The organism is Pseudomonas sp. LAMO17WK12:I10 (genome assembly GCF_900215185.1).
GTDB classification, from domain to species: Bacteria; Pseudomonadota; Gammaproteobacteria; order Pseudomonadales; family Pseudomonadaceae; genus Aquipseudomonas; species Aquipseudomonas chlororaphis.
Genome location: NZ_OBDX01000004.1, coordinates 150,338 through 164,917, shown reverse-complemented (window position 1 = coordinate 164,917; position 14,580 = coordinate 150,338). Strand labels below are relative to the sequence as shown.

The 14,580-nt window shown below is 59.6% G+C and carries 14 protein-coding genes; 5 read left to right on the top strand and 9 right to left on the bottom strand.

What is annotated here, in order from left to right; translation table 11 throughout:
- The 4 genes from CRO75_RS06850 to acs all read right to left on the bottom strand — a co-directional run bounded on the left by CRO75_RS06850 (position 1) and on the right by acs (position 4,891).
- Positions 1–699: an ABC transporter permease gene (locus CRO75_RS06850; RefSeq protein WP_007921542.1), complete on the bottom strand. Its 699-nt coding sequence runs from the start codon at positions 697–699 to the stop codon at positions 1–3.
- Positions 696–1,385: an ABC transporter permease gene (locus CRO75_RS06845; RefSeq protein WP_007921541.1), complete on the bottom strand. Its 690-nt coding sequence runs from the start codon at positions 1,383–1,385 to the stop codon at positions 696–698. The genes CRO75_RS06850 and CRO75_RS06845 overlap by 4 nt, the downstream gene beginning before the upstream one ends.
- A gap of 91 nt (positions 1,386–1,476) precedes the next feature.
- A complete protein-coding gene (locus tag CRO75_RS06840; RefSeq protein ID WP_007921537.1) occupies positions 1,477–2,253 on the bottom strand; it encodes an ABC transporter substrate-binding protein in 777 nt (258 codons plus the stop codon).
- 682 nt (positions 2,254–2,935) lie between these two features.
- Entirely contained in the window at positions 2,936–4,891 is a 1,956-nt protein-coding gene (gene acs / locus CRO75_RS06835) for an acetate--CoA ligase (protein WP_097134822.1), read from the bottom strand.
- A gap of 412 nt (positions 4,892–5,303) precedes the next feature.
- On the opposite strand from acs, the gene CRO75_RS06830 reads away from it, so the two are divergent.
- Complete coding sequence (locus tag CRO75_RS06830) at positions 5,304–5,567, top strand: DUF2790 domain-containing protein (RefSeq protein ID WP_009045165.1); 264 nt, start codon at positions 5,304–5,306, stop codon at positions 5,565–5,567.
- A gap of 872 nt (positions 5,568–6,439) precedes the next feature.
- Positions 6,440–7,687: a ribonucleotide-diphosphate reductase subunit beta gene (locus CRO75_RS06825; protein WP_007925192.1), complete on the top strand. Its 1,248-nt coding sequence runs from the start codon at positions 6,440–6,442 to the stop codon at positions 7,685–7,687.
- Between the two features lie 138 nt (positions 7,688–7,825).
- On the opposite strand, the gene CRO75_RS06820 is transcribed toward CRO75_RS06825, so the two are convergent.
- Positions 7,826–8,539, bottom strand: coding sequence for a phosphatase PAP2 family protein (locus CRO75_RS06820; RefSeq protein ID WP_097134821.1), 714 nt, complete (start codon positions 8,537–8,539; stop codon positions 7,826–7,828).
- A 365-nt stretch (positions 8,540–8,904) separates the two neighbouring features.
- Positions 8,905–9,516, bottom strand: coding sequence for a phage holin family protein (locus tag CRO75_RS06815; RefSeq protein ID WP_097134820.1), 612 nt, complete (start codon positions 9,514–9,516; stop codon positions 8,905–8,907).
- 143 nt (positions 9,517–9,659) lie between these two features.
- Between CRO75_RS06815 and CRO75_RS06810 the strand changes: the two genes are divergently transcribed.
- Positions 9,660–10,643, top strand: coding sequence for a hypothetical protein (locus tag CRO75_RS06810; protein WP_097134819.1), 984 nt, complete (start codon positions 9,660–9,662; stop codon positions 10,641–10,643).
- A 3-nt stretch (positions 10,644–10,646) separates the two neighbouring features.
- Here the strand turns inward: CRO75_RS06810 and CRO75_RS06805 are convergent, their stop codons facing one another.
- Positions 10,647–11,459 carry a sulfite exporter TauE/SafE family protein gene (locus CRO75_RS06805; RefSeq protein ID WP_097134818.1) on the bottom strand — a complete coding sequence of 271 codons (813 nt, stop codon included), beginning with the start codon at positions 11,457–11,459 and terminating at the stop codon, positions 10,647–10,649.
- A gap of 113 nt (positions 11,460–11,572) precedes the next feature.
- Here CRO75_RS06805 and CRO75_RS06800 point away from each other — a divergent pair, with 113 nt between their 5' ends.
- The gene (locus CRO75_RS06800; RefSeq protein ID WP_009045170.1) at positions 11,573–12,343 is read left to right on the top strand and encodes a helix-turn-helix transcriptional regulator; all 771 of its coding nucleotides are present in this window, start codon (positions 11,573–11,575) and stop codon (positions 12,341–12,343) included.
- Positions 12,344–12,471: 128 nt separating this feature from the next.
- The gene (locus tag CRO75_RS06795) at positions 12,472–12,789 is read left to right on the top strand and encodes a helix-turn-helix transcriptional regulator (protein ID WP_009045171.1); all 318 of its coding nucleotides are present in this window, start codon (positions 12,472–12,474) and stop codon (positions 12,787–12,789) included.
- Here CRO75_RS06795 and CRO75_RS06790 read toward each other — a convergent pair.
- Both CRO75_RS06790 and CRO75_RS06785 read right to left on the bottom strand, forming a co-directional pair.
- Positions 12,771–13,328, bottom strand: a complete 558-nt coding sequence (locus tag CRO75_RS06790; protein WP_085531965.1) for an AAA family ATPase — start codon at positions 13,326–13,328, stop codon at positions 12,771–12,773. The two genes, CRO75_RS06795 and CRO75_RS06790, sit on opposite strands and share 19 nt — an antisense overlap.
- A gap of 104 nt (positions 13,329–13,432) precedes the next feature.
- Positions 13,433–14,491, bottom strand: coding sequence for an MBL fold metallo-hydrolase (locus CRO75_RS06785; RefSeq protein ID WP_097134817.1), 1,059 nt, complete (start codon positions 14,489–14,491; stop codon positions 13,433–13,435).
- Positions 14,492–14,580: the final 89 nt, after the last annotated feature.

Genomic DNA, 14,580 nt, shown 5'->3' with positions numbered 1-14,580 from the left:
TCAGTGCTTCCGCGGCGCCAGGTAACGCAGCCAGCGGCCTTCGGCCAGCTTGAAAAGGCGCACCAGGATAAAGGTCAGGCACAGGTAGAACACGCCGGCGGTGATGTAGGCCTCGAACGGCAGGTAGTACTGCGCGTTGACCGTACGGGCCGCACCGGTGATGTCGATCAGGGTCACGATGGAGGCCAGGCTGGTGGTCTGCAGCATCATGATCACTTCGTTGCTGTACTGCGGCAGTGCCCGGCGCAAGGCCGACGGCAGCAGGATGCGGGCATACATTTTGTAGCGCGACATGCCCATGGCCTTGGCCGCTTCGATCTCGCCGTTCGGCGTGGCCTTGAGGCTGCCGGCGATGATTTCGGCGGTGTAGGCGCTGGTGTTGATGGCAAATGCCAGGCAGGCACAGAAGGTCGCACTGGACAGCCAAGGCCAGAGGAAGCTCTGACGCACCACGTCGAACTGCGCCAGGCCGTAGTAAATCAGGAACAGTTGCACCAGCATCGGCGTGCCGCGGATCACATAGGTGTAGAGCCAGGCGCTGAGGTTGACGATCGGCTGCTTGGACACCCGCATCAACCCCAGGGGCAACGCCGCCAGCAGGCCGAAGAACAGCGACAGGGCCAAGAGTTTCAGGGTGGTCAGCAAGCCGCTGAAATACAGCGGCAAGGCCTCATAGATGACGTTGTAGTCGAAGATCATAGATCAGCCGCCCTTACGCCTACCGAGTAGCGCTTCTCAAGGTGACGCAATGCCAGCAACGAGACACTGGTGATCACCAGGTACATCGCCGCCACCGCGAGGAAGAAGGTGAAAGGCTCGCGGGTGGCATCAGCCGCCTGCTTGGCCTTGAACATCATGTCTTGCAGGCCCACCACCGAAATCAGCGCGGTGGCCTTGGTCAGTACCAGCCAGTTGTTGGTAAAACCCGGAATCGCCAGACGGATCATCTGCGGCACCAGCACCCGGAAGAACACCTGGAAGCTGTTCATGCCATAGGCCATGCCCGCTTCCGCCTGCCCCTTGGGGATCGCCATGAAGGCGCCGCGGAAGGTTTCCGACAGGTAGGCACCGAAGATGAAGCCCAGGGTGCCGATACCGGCAGCCAGCGGGTTCAGGTCGATGTAGTCGTCGTAACCCAGCATTGGCGCGACACGGTTGAGCAGGTCCTGGCCGCCGTAGAAGATCAGCAGGATCAGCACCAGGTCGGGAATCCCGCGGATCACCGTGGAATACAGGTCGCCCAGCCACGCCAGCCAGCGCACCGGCGAGAGACGCAGCGCGACCCCGATCAGACCCAGAACGATGGCCAGGGCCATGGACGACAAGGCAAGCTGAAGCGTCAGCCAAGCGCCATCGAGGATGACAGCCCCGTAGCCTTTCAACATGATTCAGGTCCTCGAAAATTGGGATGAAAAAATGGCGCAAACTTCAGAGATTCTGCTGCTTGCGCCATCTCGGACTTGCTGATTCGACGATTTACTGGCCGTAAATGTCGAAGTCGAAGTACTTGTCCTGGATTTGCTTGTACTTGCCGTTCTCGCGAATGGCGGCGATCGCACCGGTGATCTTGTCTTTCAGCGCATCGCCTTTGCGTACGGCGATACCCACGCCGTCGCCGAAGTATTTGCTGTCGGTGAACGCCGGGCCGACGAACGCGAAGCCTTTGCCGGCGTCGGTTTTCAGGAAGCCGTCATTCAGCAGGGTAGCGTCTGCCACGGTGCCGTCGAGGCGACCGGCCGCCACGTCCAGGTAGATCTCGTTCTGCGAGCCATATGGCTTGATCTCGGCACCCAGCGGAGCCAGCACTTCACGGGCGAAACGCTCGTGGATCGAACCGCGCTGCACGCCGATGTTCTTGCCCTTGAGCTCGGTCAGGCCATCGCTGACCTGGGTACCGGCCTTCATGACCAGGCGCGCAGGGGTGTTGTAGTACTTGCCGGTGAAGTCCACGGACTTCTTGCGGTCGTCGGTGATCGACATGGACGACAGGATCGCATCGATCTTGCGTACCTTGAGTGCGGGGATCAGGCCGTCGAACTCCTGCTCGACCCACACGCACTTGACCTTCATTTCTTCGCACAGGGCGTTGCCGATGTCGTAGTCGAAACCGACGATGCTGCCGTCCGGAGCCTTGGAGGCGAATGGAGGGTAAGCCGCTTCGATACCAATTTTCAGAGGCTTTTCATCGGCGAACGTCGGCAGGGAAAGTACGGAGGACAGTGCCAGGGCGCCAAGAAGCACGAGTTTCTTCATCTTAGGACTCCATCGGTAAAGGGCGAAAACGGCAGAGTGAGCGACAGCCCAATATGCGAATGGGTGGAACCTGATAGCGGTGCTGCGTCCTTGAGGACCTGGCCACGAACCCCATGCGGGTTCCCGGGCAGGCAACGACGAGCGAGTGATCGGCATTCTAACGACAGGCCCGAAGCCGATATTTCCTCAATGCGACAACAAATTACAGAAGCACTGAGAAACCAGGCCGAGCACATTGACAGCTCTTCAGATTTATGCAAGAGCAAAAGACGGTAAACCAATCTGTGTTGCAAATTGCGGGCCTATTATTCGCAAAGCCTTCTATTCCGGCAAGCGCAGCGTTATGACTTATTTTTTACCGACCCCGCAAAGGCCCTGAAACAGGGCTTGGCGTTTCTCATTGCCCCGAATCCGGGCAGCGGGTTACACATTCCCTCCCGCCGGTAACATTCAGATACGCCTGATGGACATACCGATATTTATTCGATCGAAAAACCGCTGCCTGTAGCCGCTGCCGCAGGCTGCGATAAGGCCCGAAGGGCCTTTCAGGGCCTTCAAGAGCGCGTCTCCTTCGGAGCCGATCGCAGCCTTCGGCAGCGGCTACAGAAGCCCCCGATAGCGTTCACAAAAAAGCCCCGCCCGGCGCAAGGCCGGGCGGGGCTTTCGCTGACACAGGTCCGTCTCAGGCGACGTTCATGGTCTTGTGGGTATCGACCAGATGCTGCACCACGCCCGGGTCAGCCAGGGTAGAGATATCCCCCAGGCTGTCGTACTCCGCCGTGGCGATCTTGCGCAGGATACGGCGCATGATCTTCCCGGAACGGGTCTTCGGCAGGCCTGGCGCCCACTGGATGACATCCGGCGAGGCGATCGGACCGATCTCCTTGCGCACCCAGTTCTTCAGCTCCAGGCGCAATGCTTCGCTCGGTTCTTCGCCACCGTTGAGGGTGACGTAGACATAGATGCCCTGGCCCTTGATGTCATGGGGCACACCGACCACCGCCGCTTCGGCGACTTTCGGGTGAGCGACCATCGCGCTTTCGATCTCGGCAGTCCCCATGCGGTGGCCGGAGACGTTGAGCACATCGTCCACACGCCCGGTGATCCACCAATAACCGTCTTCATCGCGACGGGCACCGTCACCGGTGAAGTACATGCCACGGAACGTCTTGAAGTAGGTATCGACGAAACGATCGTGGTCGCCATACAGGGTACGCGCCTGGCCTGGCCACGAATCGAGGATCACCAGGTTGCCTTCGGCGGCGCCCTCGATAATGTTGCCCAGGTTGTCCACCAGCGCCGGCACCACGCCAAAGAACGGACGCGCCGCCGAACCCGGCTTGAGGGCATGGGCGCCCGGCAGCGGGCTCATCAGGGTGGCGCCGGTCTCGGTCTGCCACCAGGTATCGACGATCGGGCAACGGGATTGACCGACGTTCTTGTAGTACCAGTCCCAGGCTTCCGGGTTGATCGGCTCACCCACCGAACCCAGCAGGCGCAGGCTGCTGCCATCGGCGCCTGCGCAGGCGGCGTTACCCGAGGCCATCATGGCGCGGATCGCGGTCGGCGCGGTGTAGAGGATATTGACCTTGTGCTTGTCGACGATCTTCGCCACGCGGGTCACGTCCGGGTAGTTCGGCACGCCTTCGAACAGCACGGTGGTCGCGCCATTGGCCAGCGGGCCATAGACGATATAAGTGTGCCCGGTGACCCAGCCGACGTCGGCGGTGCACCAGTAGATTTCCCCCGGACGGTAATCGAATACGCGCTCATGGGTCAGGGCCGCGTACAACAGGTAGCCGCCAGTGGTGTGCTGCACGCCTTTGGGCTTACCGGTGGAGCCGGAGGTATAAAGGATGAACAGCGCTTCCTCGGCACCCATTTCTTTTGGCGCGCAGACGGTACCGGCCACTTTCATCAAGTCTTCGTACCAGATGTCGCGATGCTGGTTCCACTTGATCTGGCCATTGGTGCGCTTGCACACGATGACCTTCTGGATGCTGCTGGTTTCCGGGTTGGTCAGCGCATCGTCGACATTGGCCTTGAGCGGAATCTTCTTGCCCGCGCGGATGCCTTCGTCGGCGGTGATCACCACCTTGGATTTGCAGTCGATGATCCGCCCGGCCAGCGCTTCCGGCGAGAAGCCACCGAACACCACCGAATGAATCGCGCCGACCCGGGTACAGGCCAGCATGGCGACCACGGCTTCGGGAATCATCGGCATATAGATAGTCACCACGTCGCCGCGGTGCACGTCCTGGCCACGCAGGGCGTTGGCGAACTTGCAGACTTGTTCGTGCAGTTCGCGGTAGGTGATGTTGCGGCTTTCGGAAGGATCGTCGCCTTCCCAGATGATCGCGATCTGATCGCCGCGCTCGGCCAGATGGCGATCCAGGCAGTTGTAGGAAACGTTGAGGGTGCCGTCGGCAAACCATTTGATATCGACATGGTGATCGTCGAAGGAGGTCTGCTTCACCGTGGTGAAAGGCTTGATCCAGTCGAGGCGCTTGGCTTGCTCGCGCCAGAAGCCGTCCGGGTTGACGACCGACTGCTGGTACATGGCCTTGTAGGTCGCCTCGTCAGTCAGCGTGTTGGCCGCAACCTCGGGACGAACGGGATACAGAGAAGCCGCACTCATCTTTCTTACCTCGGTGACATAGTTGTTGTTGTATGACCCCGTTGTAGCCGGGGCGGGCCTATAGAACCATTCGACGATGGTAGTAACAACCCCCAGCCGATCCCTCTGGAAAGTGCTTTACCCCCTCTATTACGGGACTTGCGGCAGTTTCTGCGGCAAGTAGAAGACCGCTGCCAGGTCACTGGGGGTCGTTTTTACCGGGATTGTTACAAAAACCGTCAATAGTGTTTATCAAAAGCACGCCTGTATAGCGCCTACTCAGGCGCCTAAAATCAACCTCGCCAACAAGGCAATGTGATTAACCAAGTTACAGCCCCCACGAAGGCAGTTAATCCAGACTTCTACTCAAGTTCCACACGCAGCCCCACAAAGGCTGCGTGACCCTACACGACCTTAGAAAGGTGAAATCAAAATGAAAGCTTTATTAGTTCTGGCCCTCAGCAGTCTTTGCGTTACAGCAATGGCCGACGAGATCCCGACTGATGTCGCAAGCCAGCAACCAGCCGTAGAGGAATACTCTTACTCGTCCGACCTGGACATCGCCAAAGTTATATCCATGAGCGAAGTTCCAAATGTATGCGAAGTTGTACCTGCGCGTATGGAATATGAAGATTCGAAAGGCCTGCGACATATCCTGCAATACCACGTCATGGGTAACGGCTGCTCTAACGGCTGATACTCAAGTTGCTCTTCAAGTTCTAACAATTGCCGGCCGCAAGAGATCTTTCTTGCGGCAAAGATGGCCAGACGCACAACTGAATCCAGACTGGTTGCAAGCCATCGCCCAATGCAGTGCGACCACGGCTTTCGCACTCCCCTTTTTCATCTGTCGAGCCACCTTGCAGGGAGCGTTTCCGTATTGCCCCAAGGGGCTTGATGATGGTCCGAAAATGCCTTCTCGAGCATCAAGAACGACCTCGAGTGGCAACCCGGGAAGTAGTGTTTCAAAGGTCAAAAATTGACCACCCAACACAAGATGTAGTGGCAAAAGCGTTTTTTTGCTTATTTTTTGAGCAAATTATCCGAATGACAATTTGCACCATGGATTGAACACAATCCTGTCTACCAAAGCCCACGACCTTCTCTGTAAGCCATGTACTACGGGGCTTGTAGAGCATTGCACGAAAAAGCCGAGGTCTCGGATCGTTTCCAGGCGGCAAAAACCCGCGAAACCGGGTGAAAAAAAATCTTTGCCGGCCAAAGCCTTGTAAACCCTCGCTCCGCCGCGATCACGCCCCTCGCCGACCGAATCGTGAGCCACTTCGTCGCACCACAGCGGCAAAAAAATCCCTATAATGCGGCCTTAAAACGGGCCTGCAATATTCCCTTACAGGGATAAACAGCCAATCCGAAGCCCGCGCAGGAGTCGACTCGGTCCTCTGTGCCCATAACCGCCTCGGAACTCCCGTACATATTTTTGTTTATTGCCTGCGTTAGCTGCTGCAACAAACGATTCCTTAAGATCCAACGCGGCCAGTTCGGCCGTGTGAAAAGCCAACCATCAGTTTTCACACGGGCATCTGGCCCTCACGCAGGAGACGACACGTCATGCTGAGCTGGGACGAATTCGACAAAGAAGAAGGCGAAGTCGCCGTTAAAGGCGCCAACGCCGGCCACGCTGCCGAAGCTGCCATGGACAAACTCGACAGCGCCGGCGGTGCCGCCGCTCTCGAAGCCCGCGCCGTAACCGCCAGTGATTCCGCTGCCGTTGCCCGTGCCAAGGCCTCTCTGGACCAGCTCGACATCGCCGAAGGCCTGGCCGAGTTGGAAGGTGCTTCCGCCCGTGTCGCCGTCGATGAAAAGCGCATGATCAACTGCCGCGCCGACCTCAACCAGCTCGTGCCATTCAAATACGACTGGGCCTGGCAGAAGTACCTGGACGGTTGCGCAAACCACTGGATGCCGCAAGAAGTCAACATGACCGCCGACATCGCCCTCTGGAAAAACCCGGAAGGCCTGACCGACGACGAGCGCCGCATCGTGATGCGCAACCTGGGCTTCTTCTCCACCGCCGACTCTCTGGTTGCCAACAACCTGGTGCTGGCCGTGTACCGCCTGATCACCAACCCGGAATGCCGCCAGTACATCCTGCGCCAGGCGTTCGAAGAGGCGATCCACACCCACGCCTACCAGTACTGCATCGAATCCCTGGCCATGGATGAAGGCGAGATCTTCAACATGTACCACGAGATTCCATCGGTCGCCAAGAAAGCGGCCTGGGGCCTGAAGTACACCCGTTCGATCTCCGATCCGAAGTTCGAAACCGGCACCGTCGACACCGACAAGGAACTGCTGCGCAACCTGATCGCCTACTACTGCGTTCTGGAAGGCATCTTCTTCTACTGCGGCTTCACCCAGATCCTGTCCATGGGTCGCCGCAACAAAATGACCGGCGTCGCCGAGCAGTTCCAGTACATCCTGCGCGACGAATCCATGCACCTGAACTTCGGTATCGACGTGATCAACCAGATCAAGATCGAAAACCCGCACCTGTGGGATGCCGAGATGAAGGAAGAAGCCACCCAGATGATCCTCCAGGGCACCCAACTGGAAATCGAATACGCTCGCGACACCATGCCGCGCGGCGTACTGGGCATGAACGCGGCGATGATGGAGGACTACCTCAAGTTCATCGCCAACCGTCGTCTGTCGCAGATCGGCCTGAAAGAAGAATACCCAGGCACCACCAACCCGTTCCCATGGATGAGCGAAATCATGGACTTGAAGAAAGAGAAGAACTTCTTCGAGACTCGCGTGATCGAGTATCAGACTGGCGGCGCGCTGAGCTGGGATTGATTCCAAGCTCCAGCCCTGTGCCGATCTCGATTTCGATCTGAATCGGCACAACGAAAGATCAAAAAGCCCTGACTTGCTCAGGGCTTTTTTATTGGGACCCGGTATCCCCGACTCCAGGCAAATCATCCAACCCGGAACTCAATCGGCGGAGGCCAAGGCACCACGGATCTCCTGTTTCACCGCCTCGAAATCCGCCGCCGCGCGGGGATCGTCCAGCAGCCGGGCCGCCAATACCGCGGCACTGATCTTTCCGCCCTCCAGGTCGCTGGGAAAATGCACGCCGGCGATGACCCGGCTGTCGGCATTGATCTGTGCGCGGCTGAACAACTCGCTGCGTTTCTCCGGCAGCGCCATGCTCAGCAAGGTGGCATTGAGATAGCCGTTCATCGAATGACCGCTGGGGTAGGAATCGCCCTCCGGTGGCGGCAGTACCGGCTTCACCAGTGCCGAGGCTTCGTAAGGACGCGGCCGACCATAGCTGTGCTTGGCCGGCATCAGGAATTGCACCAGGTCTTCCTGGGCCCGCCGGAAGAAGGCCCGGGTCAGGGGCAGGCGCTCAATGCTGAAACCGGCGCCGAGGGATTCCCTGGCGAAGTGGAACACGCTGTCTTCCCATTCATCATCCTGCTGGACCCGGCTCATCTGAGCGCTACTGCGTGCTGCCTGGGCCGCCAGCACGGCTGTTAAATCGCTTTGTTGCAACGATGAATCAACAGTTGGAGGCGGTGGCAGGTAGTCAGCCAGCCGGAACTGATTGGCCGGCAGATAAGGCAAGGCTGCCTGCTCCGCCAGGACGGTCCCCGTGCCGGACAGGGCCAGACAAAACAACAATGAACGCGCAACAACAGGCATATGAAGGTCCTCGTTATTGTGAGGGGAAAAGCCGTCTGGCTGGTTCCCACCGGGCCTTCATTCATGAGGCCGGCGCCTTCTTATCGGCCATTTGTTCGAGGCTTACTTGTCCCTCCTTGCCAAAGCTGTGACGTTCTCTGCCAGGACTGATCAAGGCACCTAAGCTTTTGTTTTTACAAGCTTTAACGCGTAGGACTCGTCTCTATATGGTGAGAGTTTTGTAAATTAGAACTGTAGGAAATTTCGTGCCCCTCATGCAGCCGCGATGACCTGGAAAGACTCAGGAAGGCTGTCAGTTTGATGGGTCCTGACAGGGGATTTTTCGCGAGCACGCTCGCCCTACCAAGGGAGTGGTTGGAACGGGGTCATGGCTTGTTCTGTTCAAGTGGACGCCAGTCGAAATGCTGCCGTTCGCCGACGCCATTGAAGTCGACACGATAGGTGTGTTGCTTGCCTCCGATATCGCAGACGCCGATCAGATCGTGGTTATGCTGTTCGCGCGGCGGTGGCGTCTGGATACGCACGGTACCGTGGCAGTTTTCGTAATTGCAGGGCGCGGTATTGCGATACAGCAGGTAATCGCCACTTTCATCACGTTCGACCCAACGCCCATCGATGAATCGGGCCTGGTCGGGCGCAATGCTGGCGGTGGCCATCTTGCGCTTGCCGTTGCACAGCATCACCCCGCCCATGGCGGCGGCCATGATGAGGTAGGCCAGGATCCGCGATTCCACATTGAAGTAGGAAAGGATGCCCAACGCGTCGGCCAGGATCGACATGACCGAAAGCGCCAGCGCCGGCAGCGATAGAAAAAACGCCACCGCGCCTTTGATGACGCTGCCCCGGTTCACCCGCTCGACGCTCCTGGGGTCGATGACGAACTGAATGCTGGTGCGCTCGGGCGCCTGATTCTGGGCAATGTTGATGTGGTTGGCATCGCCAATGGAGCCGATATTGATGCGATTACCGTCAGACATGAACCTGAGCCTTTTCCGGTGATGAGTGGAACGTGCTACCTACAAGGTTATGCCGAGATCAGCGCCCATGCTTGAAAAGATCAGTGCACTGCCCTGCGCCACCCGCTATTAATAGCCTTCTTCACTCAAGGACCCGAGCCCCCATGAAATTCGACACCGCCTACTGCATCAGCCTCGACGACAAGCTGTCGATCTATGACGTGCGCGATCTGAATTTCGACGAGACCATGGCCTTCGACTCGGCCAAGGAACAGTTCCAGTGCCCCAACGATGCCTGTCGCGCCGCCTTTGCCGCTGACAATCAGTTGGGGACCTTCAATGCCAAGAACGTCAATTACATCCGCACCCCGCATTTCAAGAACCTGCCTGGCACCCGGCATATCGACGGCTGCCCGTATGGCACCAGCAGGACGCTGGCAGCCGGGGTGGAGGGTACGCCGGACGAGGATGATCGGGAGGAGCATTTCCCATCGGAATTGCTGCTGGCCCGCCGCGAATATGTGCGCAAGCCCGCCAGCCCCGCAGCGGATGGCGATACGCCAGGAACTGCCGCGCCAGCCCCCTCCTCCAGCCCGCGCACGCCGGCCCCGGCTCAGGCCGGCCCCCCAGACAAGACCAGTGTCTTCGCTCATCCGGTGGAGTGTTTTGTGTCGAATATCGACGACAAGGAGTTGCTCAAGCGCATGCCGCTGAAGATTGGCGAACACACGGCGTCCTATGCCTCGTTCTTCAAGAAGATCGAATACCTGCTGGACAACAAGGGGTTGATCTACTGGGGCAAGATCAAGGAAATCAAGGACTACACCCAGAGCTTTCGCATCGACTTCGAACAGAAGGTCTGGTTCAAACAGGCGGACGAGGCGAAAAAGAAGCCCTACTCGGTCAATGTCTATCTGAGCAAAAAACTGATCGAGAGCTACCGCAAGCGCAAAGCCTTCCTCGAAGAGATCAAGCATGCGATCGACAGCGAACAAGAGCTGTATTGCTTCTTTTATGGCGTGACCCCGGAGCTGAAACAGGTGTCAAGCAAAAAACACCCCGAACAGACGTTCGGGGTATTCAGCGCCAACATCGAGAACCTCGACCACTTCATCATTCGTGAAGCGCCGGGGTTGGCACTGGGCTAACCCTTAGCGGACCAGCATGCCGAGCATTACCAGCACCAGCAGGCCGATATACACCCGCGCATGCAACTGGTCGGGAATGCGCCCGATCCACGGTGAGGCCAGGCGCATGCCCAGCAATGAGCCGAGGGTCAGCACGGCAAAGGCCAGCAGGTCGATATAGCCGATAAACCAGGGGCCCAGATCGAAGCGGCTGAAGCCGGCCATGGCCATATAGGTCAAGGTCCCGGCCAGGGCTACCGGCACGCTCAGCGGGTTGGCCATGGAGGTGGCCTGGGTCATGCTCAAGCCACAGCGGCGCAGCAGGGGCACGGTCATCACACTGCCGCCGACACCCAGGAAGGTAGCAATGGCCCCGATGCCCAGGCCTCCGGTGTTTTCCAGTCGCCCCAGGCAGCGCGGCGCACGGGTGTCGCCCTGTTCAAGAAAGCCACGACGCATCAGGCAATCGGCAATGGTCAGCGCCAGGTAGGCGATAAAGGCATAGCGCATCGCCTCACCACTCACCGCCATTGCCAGGACCGCCCCCGCTATCGCTCCCAGCCCGATGTAGCCACCCAGCGGCCACAGATAGTGTCGTATCAGGTTGCCCGCGCGGCGGTGTTTGCCGGTGGCCATCAGCGCGTTGACGATCATCACGCAGGTCGAGGTGGCGACTGCTATATGCATGGCCGACTGGGCGACGGCATCGTCAGCGCCATGGCTGCTCAGCAACATGCGATACAGCAGCGGCACCACCACAAAGCCGCCACCAAAACCGAACAGCACCGCACTGATCCCGCTCATGCAGCCGAACACAGCCAGCCATAGATAAAACATTGAAGGGTTCTCCGTTAGCAGAAGACCTCGACGATAGAGCGCCAGGGCTTGGCCGGCTTTAGCAAGTCAGCCAATACTGTTTGCATTCACGCCAACCCGCGGACGCCGACACCATGCGTAACACTTCGATCGATCTGCTGGATCACACCCCACGCGCCGTGGTGGCGATCGGCACCGATTACCCCCAGGGCCACCTGTTACCGAGCCACAGCCATCGTCGCGCGCAACTGTTGTATGGCGCCACCGGGGCGATGCAGGTCAGCACCACGAATGGCCGCTGGGTGGTGCCGCCACAGCGCGCGGTATGGATTCCACCGCGGGTGGCCCATGAGGTGCTGATGCTCGGGGTCAGTACCCGCAGCCTGTACATCGAGCCGGCGGCCATGCCGGCCCTGGGCGATGAGTGCCAGGTGATCAGCGTGTCGCCACTGATGCGCCAGTTGCTGATGGAGGCGGTGGATCTGCCGCTGGCGTACGACGAGAACGGACGCGACGGCGTGCTGGTCAGTCTGTTGCTGCATGAACTGAGCCGTACCACCCGTCTGCCCCTGCACATTCCCCTGCCCGAAATGCCACGCCTGCTCACCCTGTGCCAGGCCTTCCTGCAACAACCCGATGCCCACCAGTCTCCCGAGCAATGGGCGCAACGGCTGCATATCAGCCTGCGCACCTTCAACCGCCTGTTCCGCGAGCAGACCGGCATGAGTTTCGTCCAGTGGCGCCAGCGCGCCTGCGTGGTCAGGGCCTTGACCCGACTGGCCGCAGGCGAGGCGGTGACGCGAATCGCCCTCGATTTCGGCTATGACAGCCCCGCCGCCTTTTCCACCATGTTCCGCCGGGTAGCGGGGCAACCGCCCAGCGCCTACCTGGAAACCGGGGCATAGCGCCGGGACAAGACTTGTCACGAAGGCGTTGAGGCGATCGGCAAAATGAGTTTGATCCGGGAGCAAAACAACTGTACAAATTAACAGTACTTTATCGACTCATCTTCACCTGCTTCCGGAGAAATCCCATGGCCGCACTCGCGATGAAAGTCACCCTGGAACGTATCGCCCTCTTCCAGTTCACCCCAGAACACTGTATTCAAGCCCGCGCCATGCTGGGTTGGAGCCAGGAACAGCTGTCACAGGAGTCCGGCGTCTCGATAGCCGCCATTCACCGCTTCGAGGCGGGCGGCGAATTGCTCGACGTGACCCGACTGGCCCTGGCCTTTCGCCTGGAAGCAGAAGGCCTGGTGTTCTTCCCCGGCTTCGCTCCGGGGCGTGGCATGAACATCAAGGGTGCGACGCCCAACCCGATGGAACGGCCCGACTACGCCATGATCGAGTGATCCAGGGCGCTCAATACCTCTTCCTGTAATGCCTGCACCGAGCGGTGAGTGGCATCGAGGCGGATTACCGGGCAGCTCAGCCCGGTGATCCAGCTCTCATGCCGGCGCAGGCTGCGCGTACCTTGGCCTCCCGTGTCGTAGCCAGCCGCCCAGGCAAGAAAGGTTTGAGTCGCGAGATGGCGTTCGCCGCCCTCATGGATCTGCTCGCCATAACGCTGAAACTCGCGCACCCGCAAACGCTGCAGGCGGACCTCGGGGTCCAGGCGGAGGAAAATGGCATGGGTGAAAGCCTCAATCATCGGGTCGCCCCAACCGCACAAGGAGCCGGACAGCACCCAGCTGTCCAACCCGGCCACCTGCTGCTGCAACAGCTGGATGCGCTCGTCCCGGGGACGGCGCAGGCTGAAAGGCTGTTCGCTGGGGCGCCAGAAGAAGTTATCGGAATCGAAGTGGGCGATACCCAAACGCTGGGCCAGCGCCTGGCCCAAGGTCGTGGTGCCGGAACCAGACGCGCCAAACAGATGAAGCCGATAAGCCATCACCAGGTCCGTCGAGGGTATTGGGGGGAGTTCTCTAGATACTCCCCAGGCCCGGACACGGCAACCTGGCGATAGCCGGGCTCGGGGAGTAGCCGATGAAGGGTCTACAGATCGCTTGCCGTTACCTGCTCGGCCACGGGGTCGACCTCCATCCACCAGGCGTGCCCCCGTTGCGGGTGCGCCAGGTTGAAGGCCTCGCCCATCTGCGGCGTGGCAATGGCGATGCTGCGTTCCCAGGCCAGCGAGAGGATGCGATCGAACGGTTCGTACCAGGCATGCATCGACAGGTCGAACGTGCCGTTGTGAATGGGTAACAACCAGCGGCCCTTCAAATCGATGTGCGCCTGTAGGGTCTGCTCTGGCTGCATGTGCACGCCCGGCCACTCGACGTTGTAGGCGCCGGTTTCCATCAGGGTCAGGTCGAAAGGGCCGTAACGCTCGCCAATCCGCTTGAAGCCATCGAAGTAACCGGTGTCACCGCTGAAGAAGATCCGGCTGTCGCCATCGATCATTACCCAGGAGGCCCACAGCGTGCTGTTGCCATCGAACAGGCCACGGCCGGAGAAATGCTGGGAAGGCGTGGCGATAAAACGAATGCCATCGACTTCCGTGCCTTCCCACCAGTCCAGCTGGCGCACTTTGTCGGCCGGCACGCCCCACTTCACCAGGGTATCGCCCACGCCCAGGGGGGTGAGGAAATGGCGGGTCTTGTCCGCCAGCTTGAGCACGGTCTGGTGGTCCAGGTGATCGTAGTGGTCATGGGACAGGATCACCGCTTCGATCGGTGGCAACTGCTCCAGGCTGATAGGCGGCTGGTGGAAACGTTTGGGACCGGCCCATTGCACCGGCGATGCGCGTTCGGCGAATACCGGATCGGTGATCCAGAACTTGTCGTGCAGTTTCAACAGCACCGTCGAATGCCCCAGGCGGTAGACGCTCTGGTTCGGCGCCGCCAGCAGCTGTTCGTGGGTCAATGGCTGCACCGGGATGGCCCCGACCGGGCGGGTATTACGCGGTTTGTGGAACAACATGCGCCAGAAAATACTCAGCGTCTTGCCCAGCCCGGCACGCCGGACCGGCGCGTGATTACGGAACGCCCCTTGTTCCTGCAGGGACGTTTCGGGGCGTGAGACGCTGTCTGCACGGGAAGAGAGAGTGGCCATGAATCAGTGACTCCAAGGAACCCGACAAGGCTCCGGTGATTCTCTGCGGAACGACAAAGGCCAATGCACGCAAGCGTCAGCCGACCATC

What these genes read in the sequence shown, in the direction of transcription:
- CRO75_RS06850 (WP_007921542.1), bottom strand. Translation starts at nt 699, where the DNA reads ATGATCTTCGACTACAACGTCATCTATGAGGCCTTGCCGCTGTATTTC.
- CRO75_RS06845 (WP_007921541.1), bottom strand. Translation starts at nt 1,385, where the DNA reads ATGTTGAAAGGCTACGGGGCTGTCATCCTCGATGGCGCTTGGCTGACG.
- CRO75_RS06840 (WP_007921537.1), bottom strand. Translation starts at nt 2,253, where the DNA reads ATGAAGAAACTCGTGCTTCTTGGCGCCCTGGCACTGTCCTCCGTACTT.
- acs (WP_097134822.1), bottom strand. Translation starts at nt 4,891, where the DNA reads ATGAGTGCGGCTTCTCTGTATCCCGTTCGTCCCGAGGTTGCGGCCAAC.
- CRO75_RS06830 (WP_009045165.1), top strand. Translation starts at nt 5,304, where the DNA reads ATGAAAGCTTTATTAGTTCTGGCCCTCAGCAGTCTTTGCGTTACAGCA.
- CRO75_RS06825 (WP_007925192.1), top strand. Translation starts at nt 6,440, where the DNA reads ATGCTGAGCTGGGACGAATTCGACAAAGAAGAAGGCGAAGTCGCCGTT.
- CRO75_RS06820 (WP_097134821.1), bottom strand. Translation starts at nt 8,539, where the DNA reads ATGCCTGTTGTTGCGCGTTCATTGTTGTTTTGTCTGGCCCTGTCCGGC.
- CRO75_RS06815 (WP_097134820.1), bottom strand. Translation starts at nt 9,516, where the DNA reads ATGTCTGACGGTAATCGCATCAATATCGGCTCCATTGGCGATGCCAAC.
- CRO75_RS06810 (WP_097134819.1), top strand. Translation starts at nt 9,660, where the DNA reads ATGAAATTCGACACCGCCTACTGCATCAGCCTCGACGACAAGCTGTCG.
- CRO75_RS06805 (WP_097134818.1), bottom strand. Translation starts at nt 11,459, where the DNA reads ATGTTTTATCTATGGCTGGCTGTGTTCGGCTGCATGAGCGGGATCAGT.
- CRO75_RS06800 (WP_009045170.1), top strand. Translation starts at nt 11,573, where the DNA reads ATGCGTAACACTTCGATCGATCTGCTGGATCACACCCCACGCGCCGTG.
- CRO75_RS06795 (WP_009045171.1), top strand. Translation starts at nt 12,472, where the DNA reads ATGGCCGCACTCGCGATGAAAGTCACCCTGGAACGTATCGCCCTCTTC.
- CRO75_RS06790 (WP_085531965.1), bottom strand. Translation starts at nt 13,328, where the DNA reads ATGGCTTATCGGCTTCATCTGTTTGGCGCGTCTGGTTCCGGCACCACG.
- CRO75_RS06785 (WP_097134817.1), bottom strand. Translation starts at nt 14,491, where the DNA reads ATGGCCACTCTCTCTTCCCGTGCAGACAGCGTCTCACGCCCCGAAACG.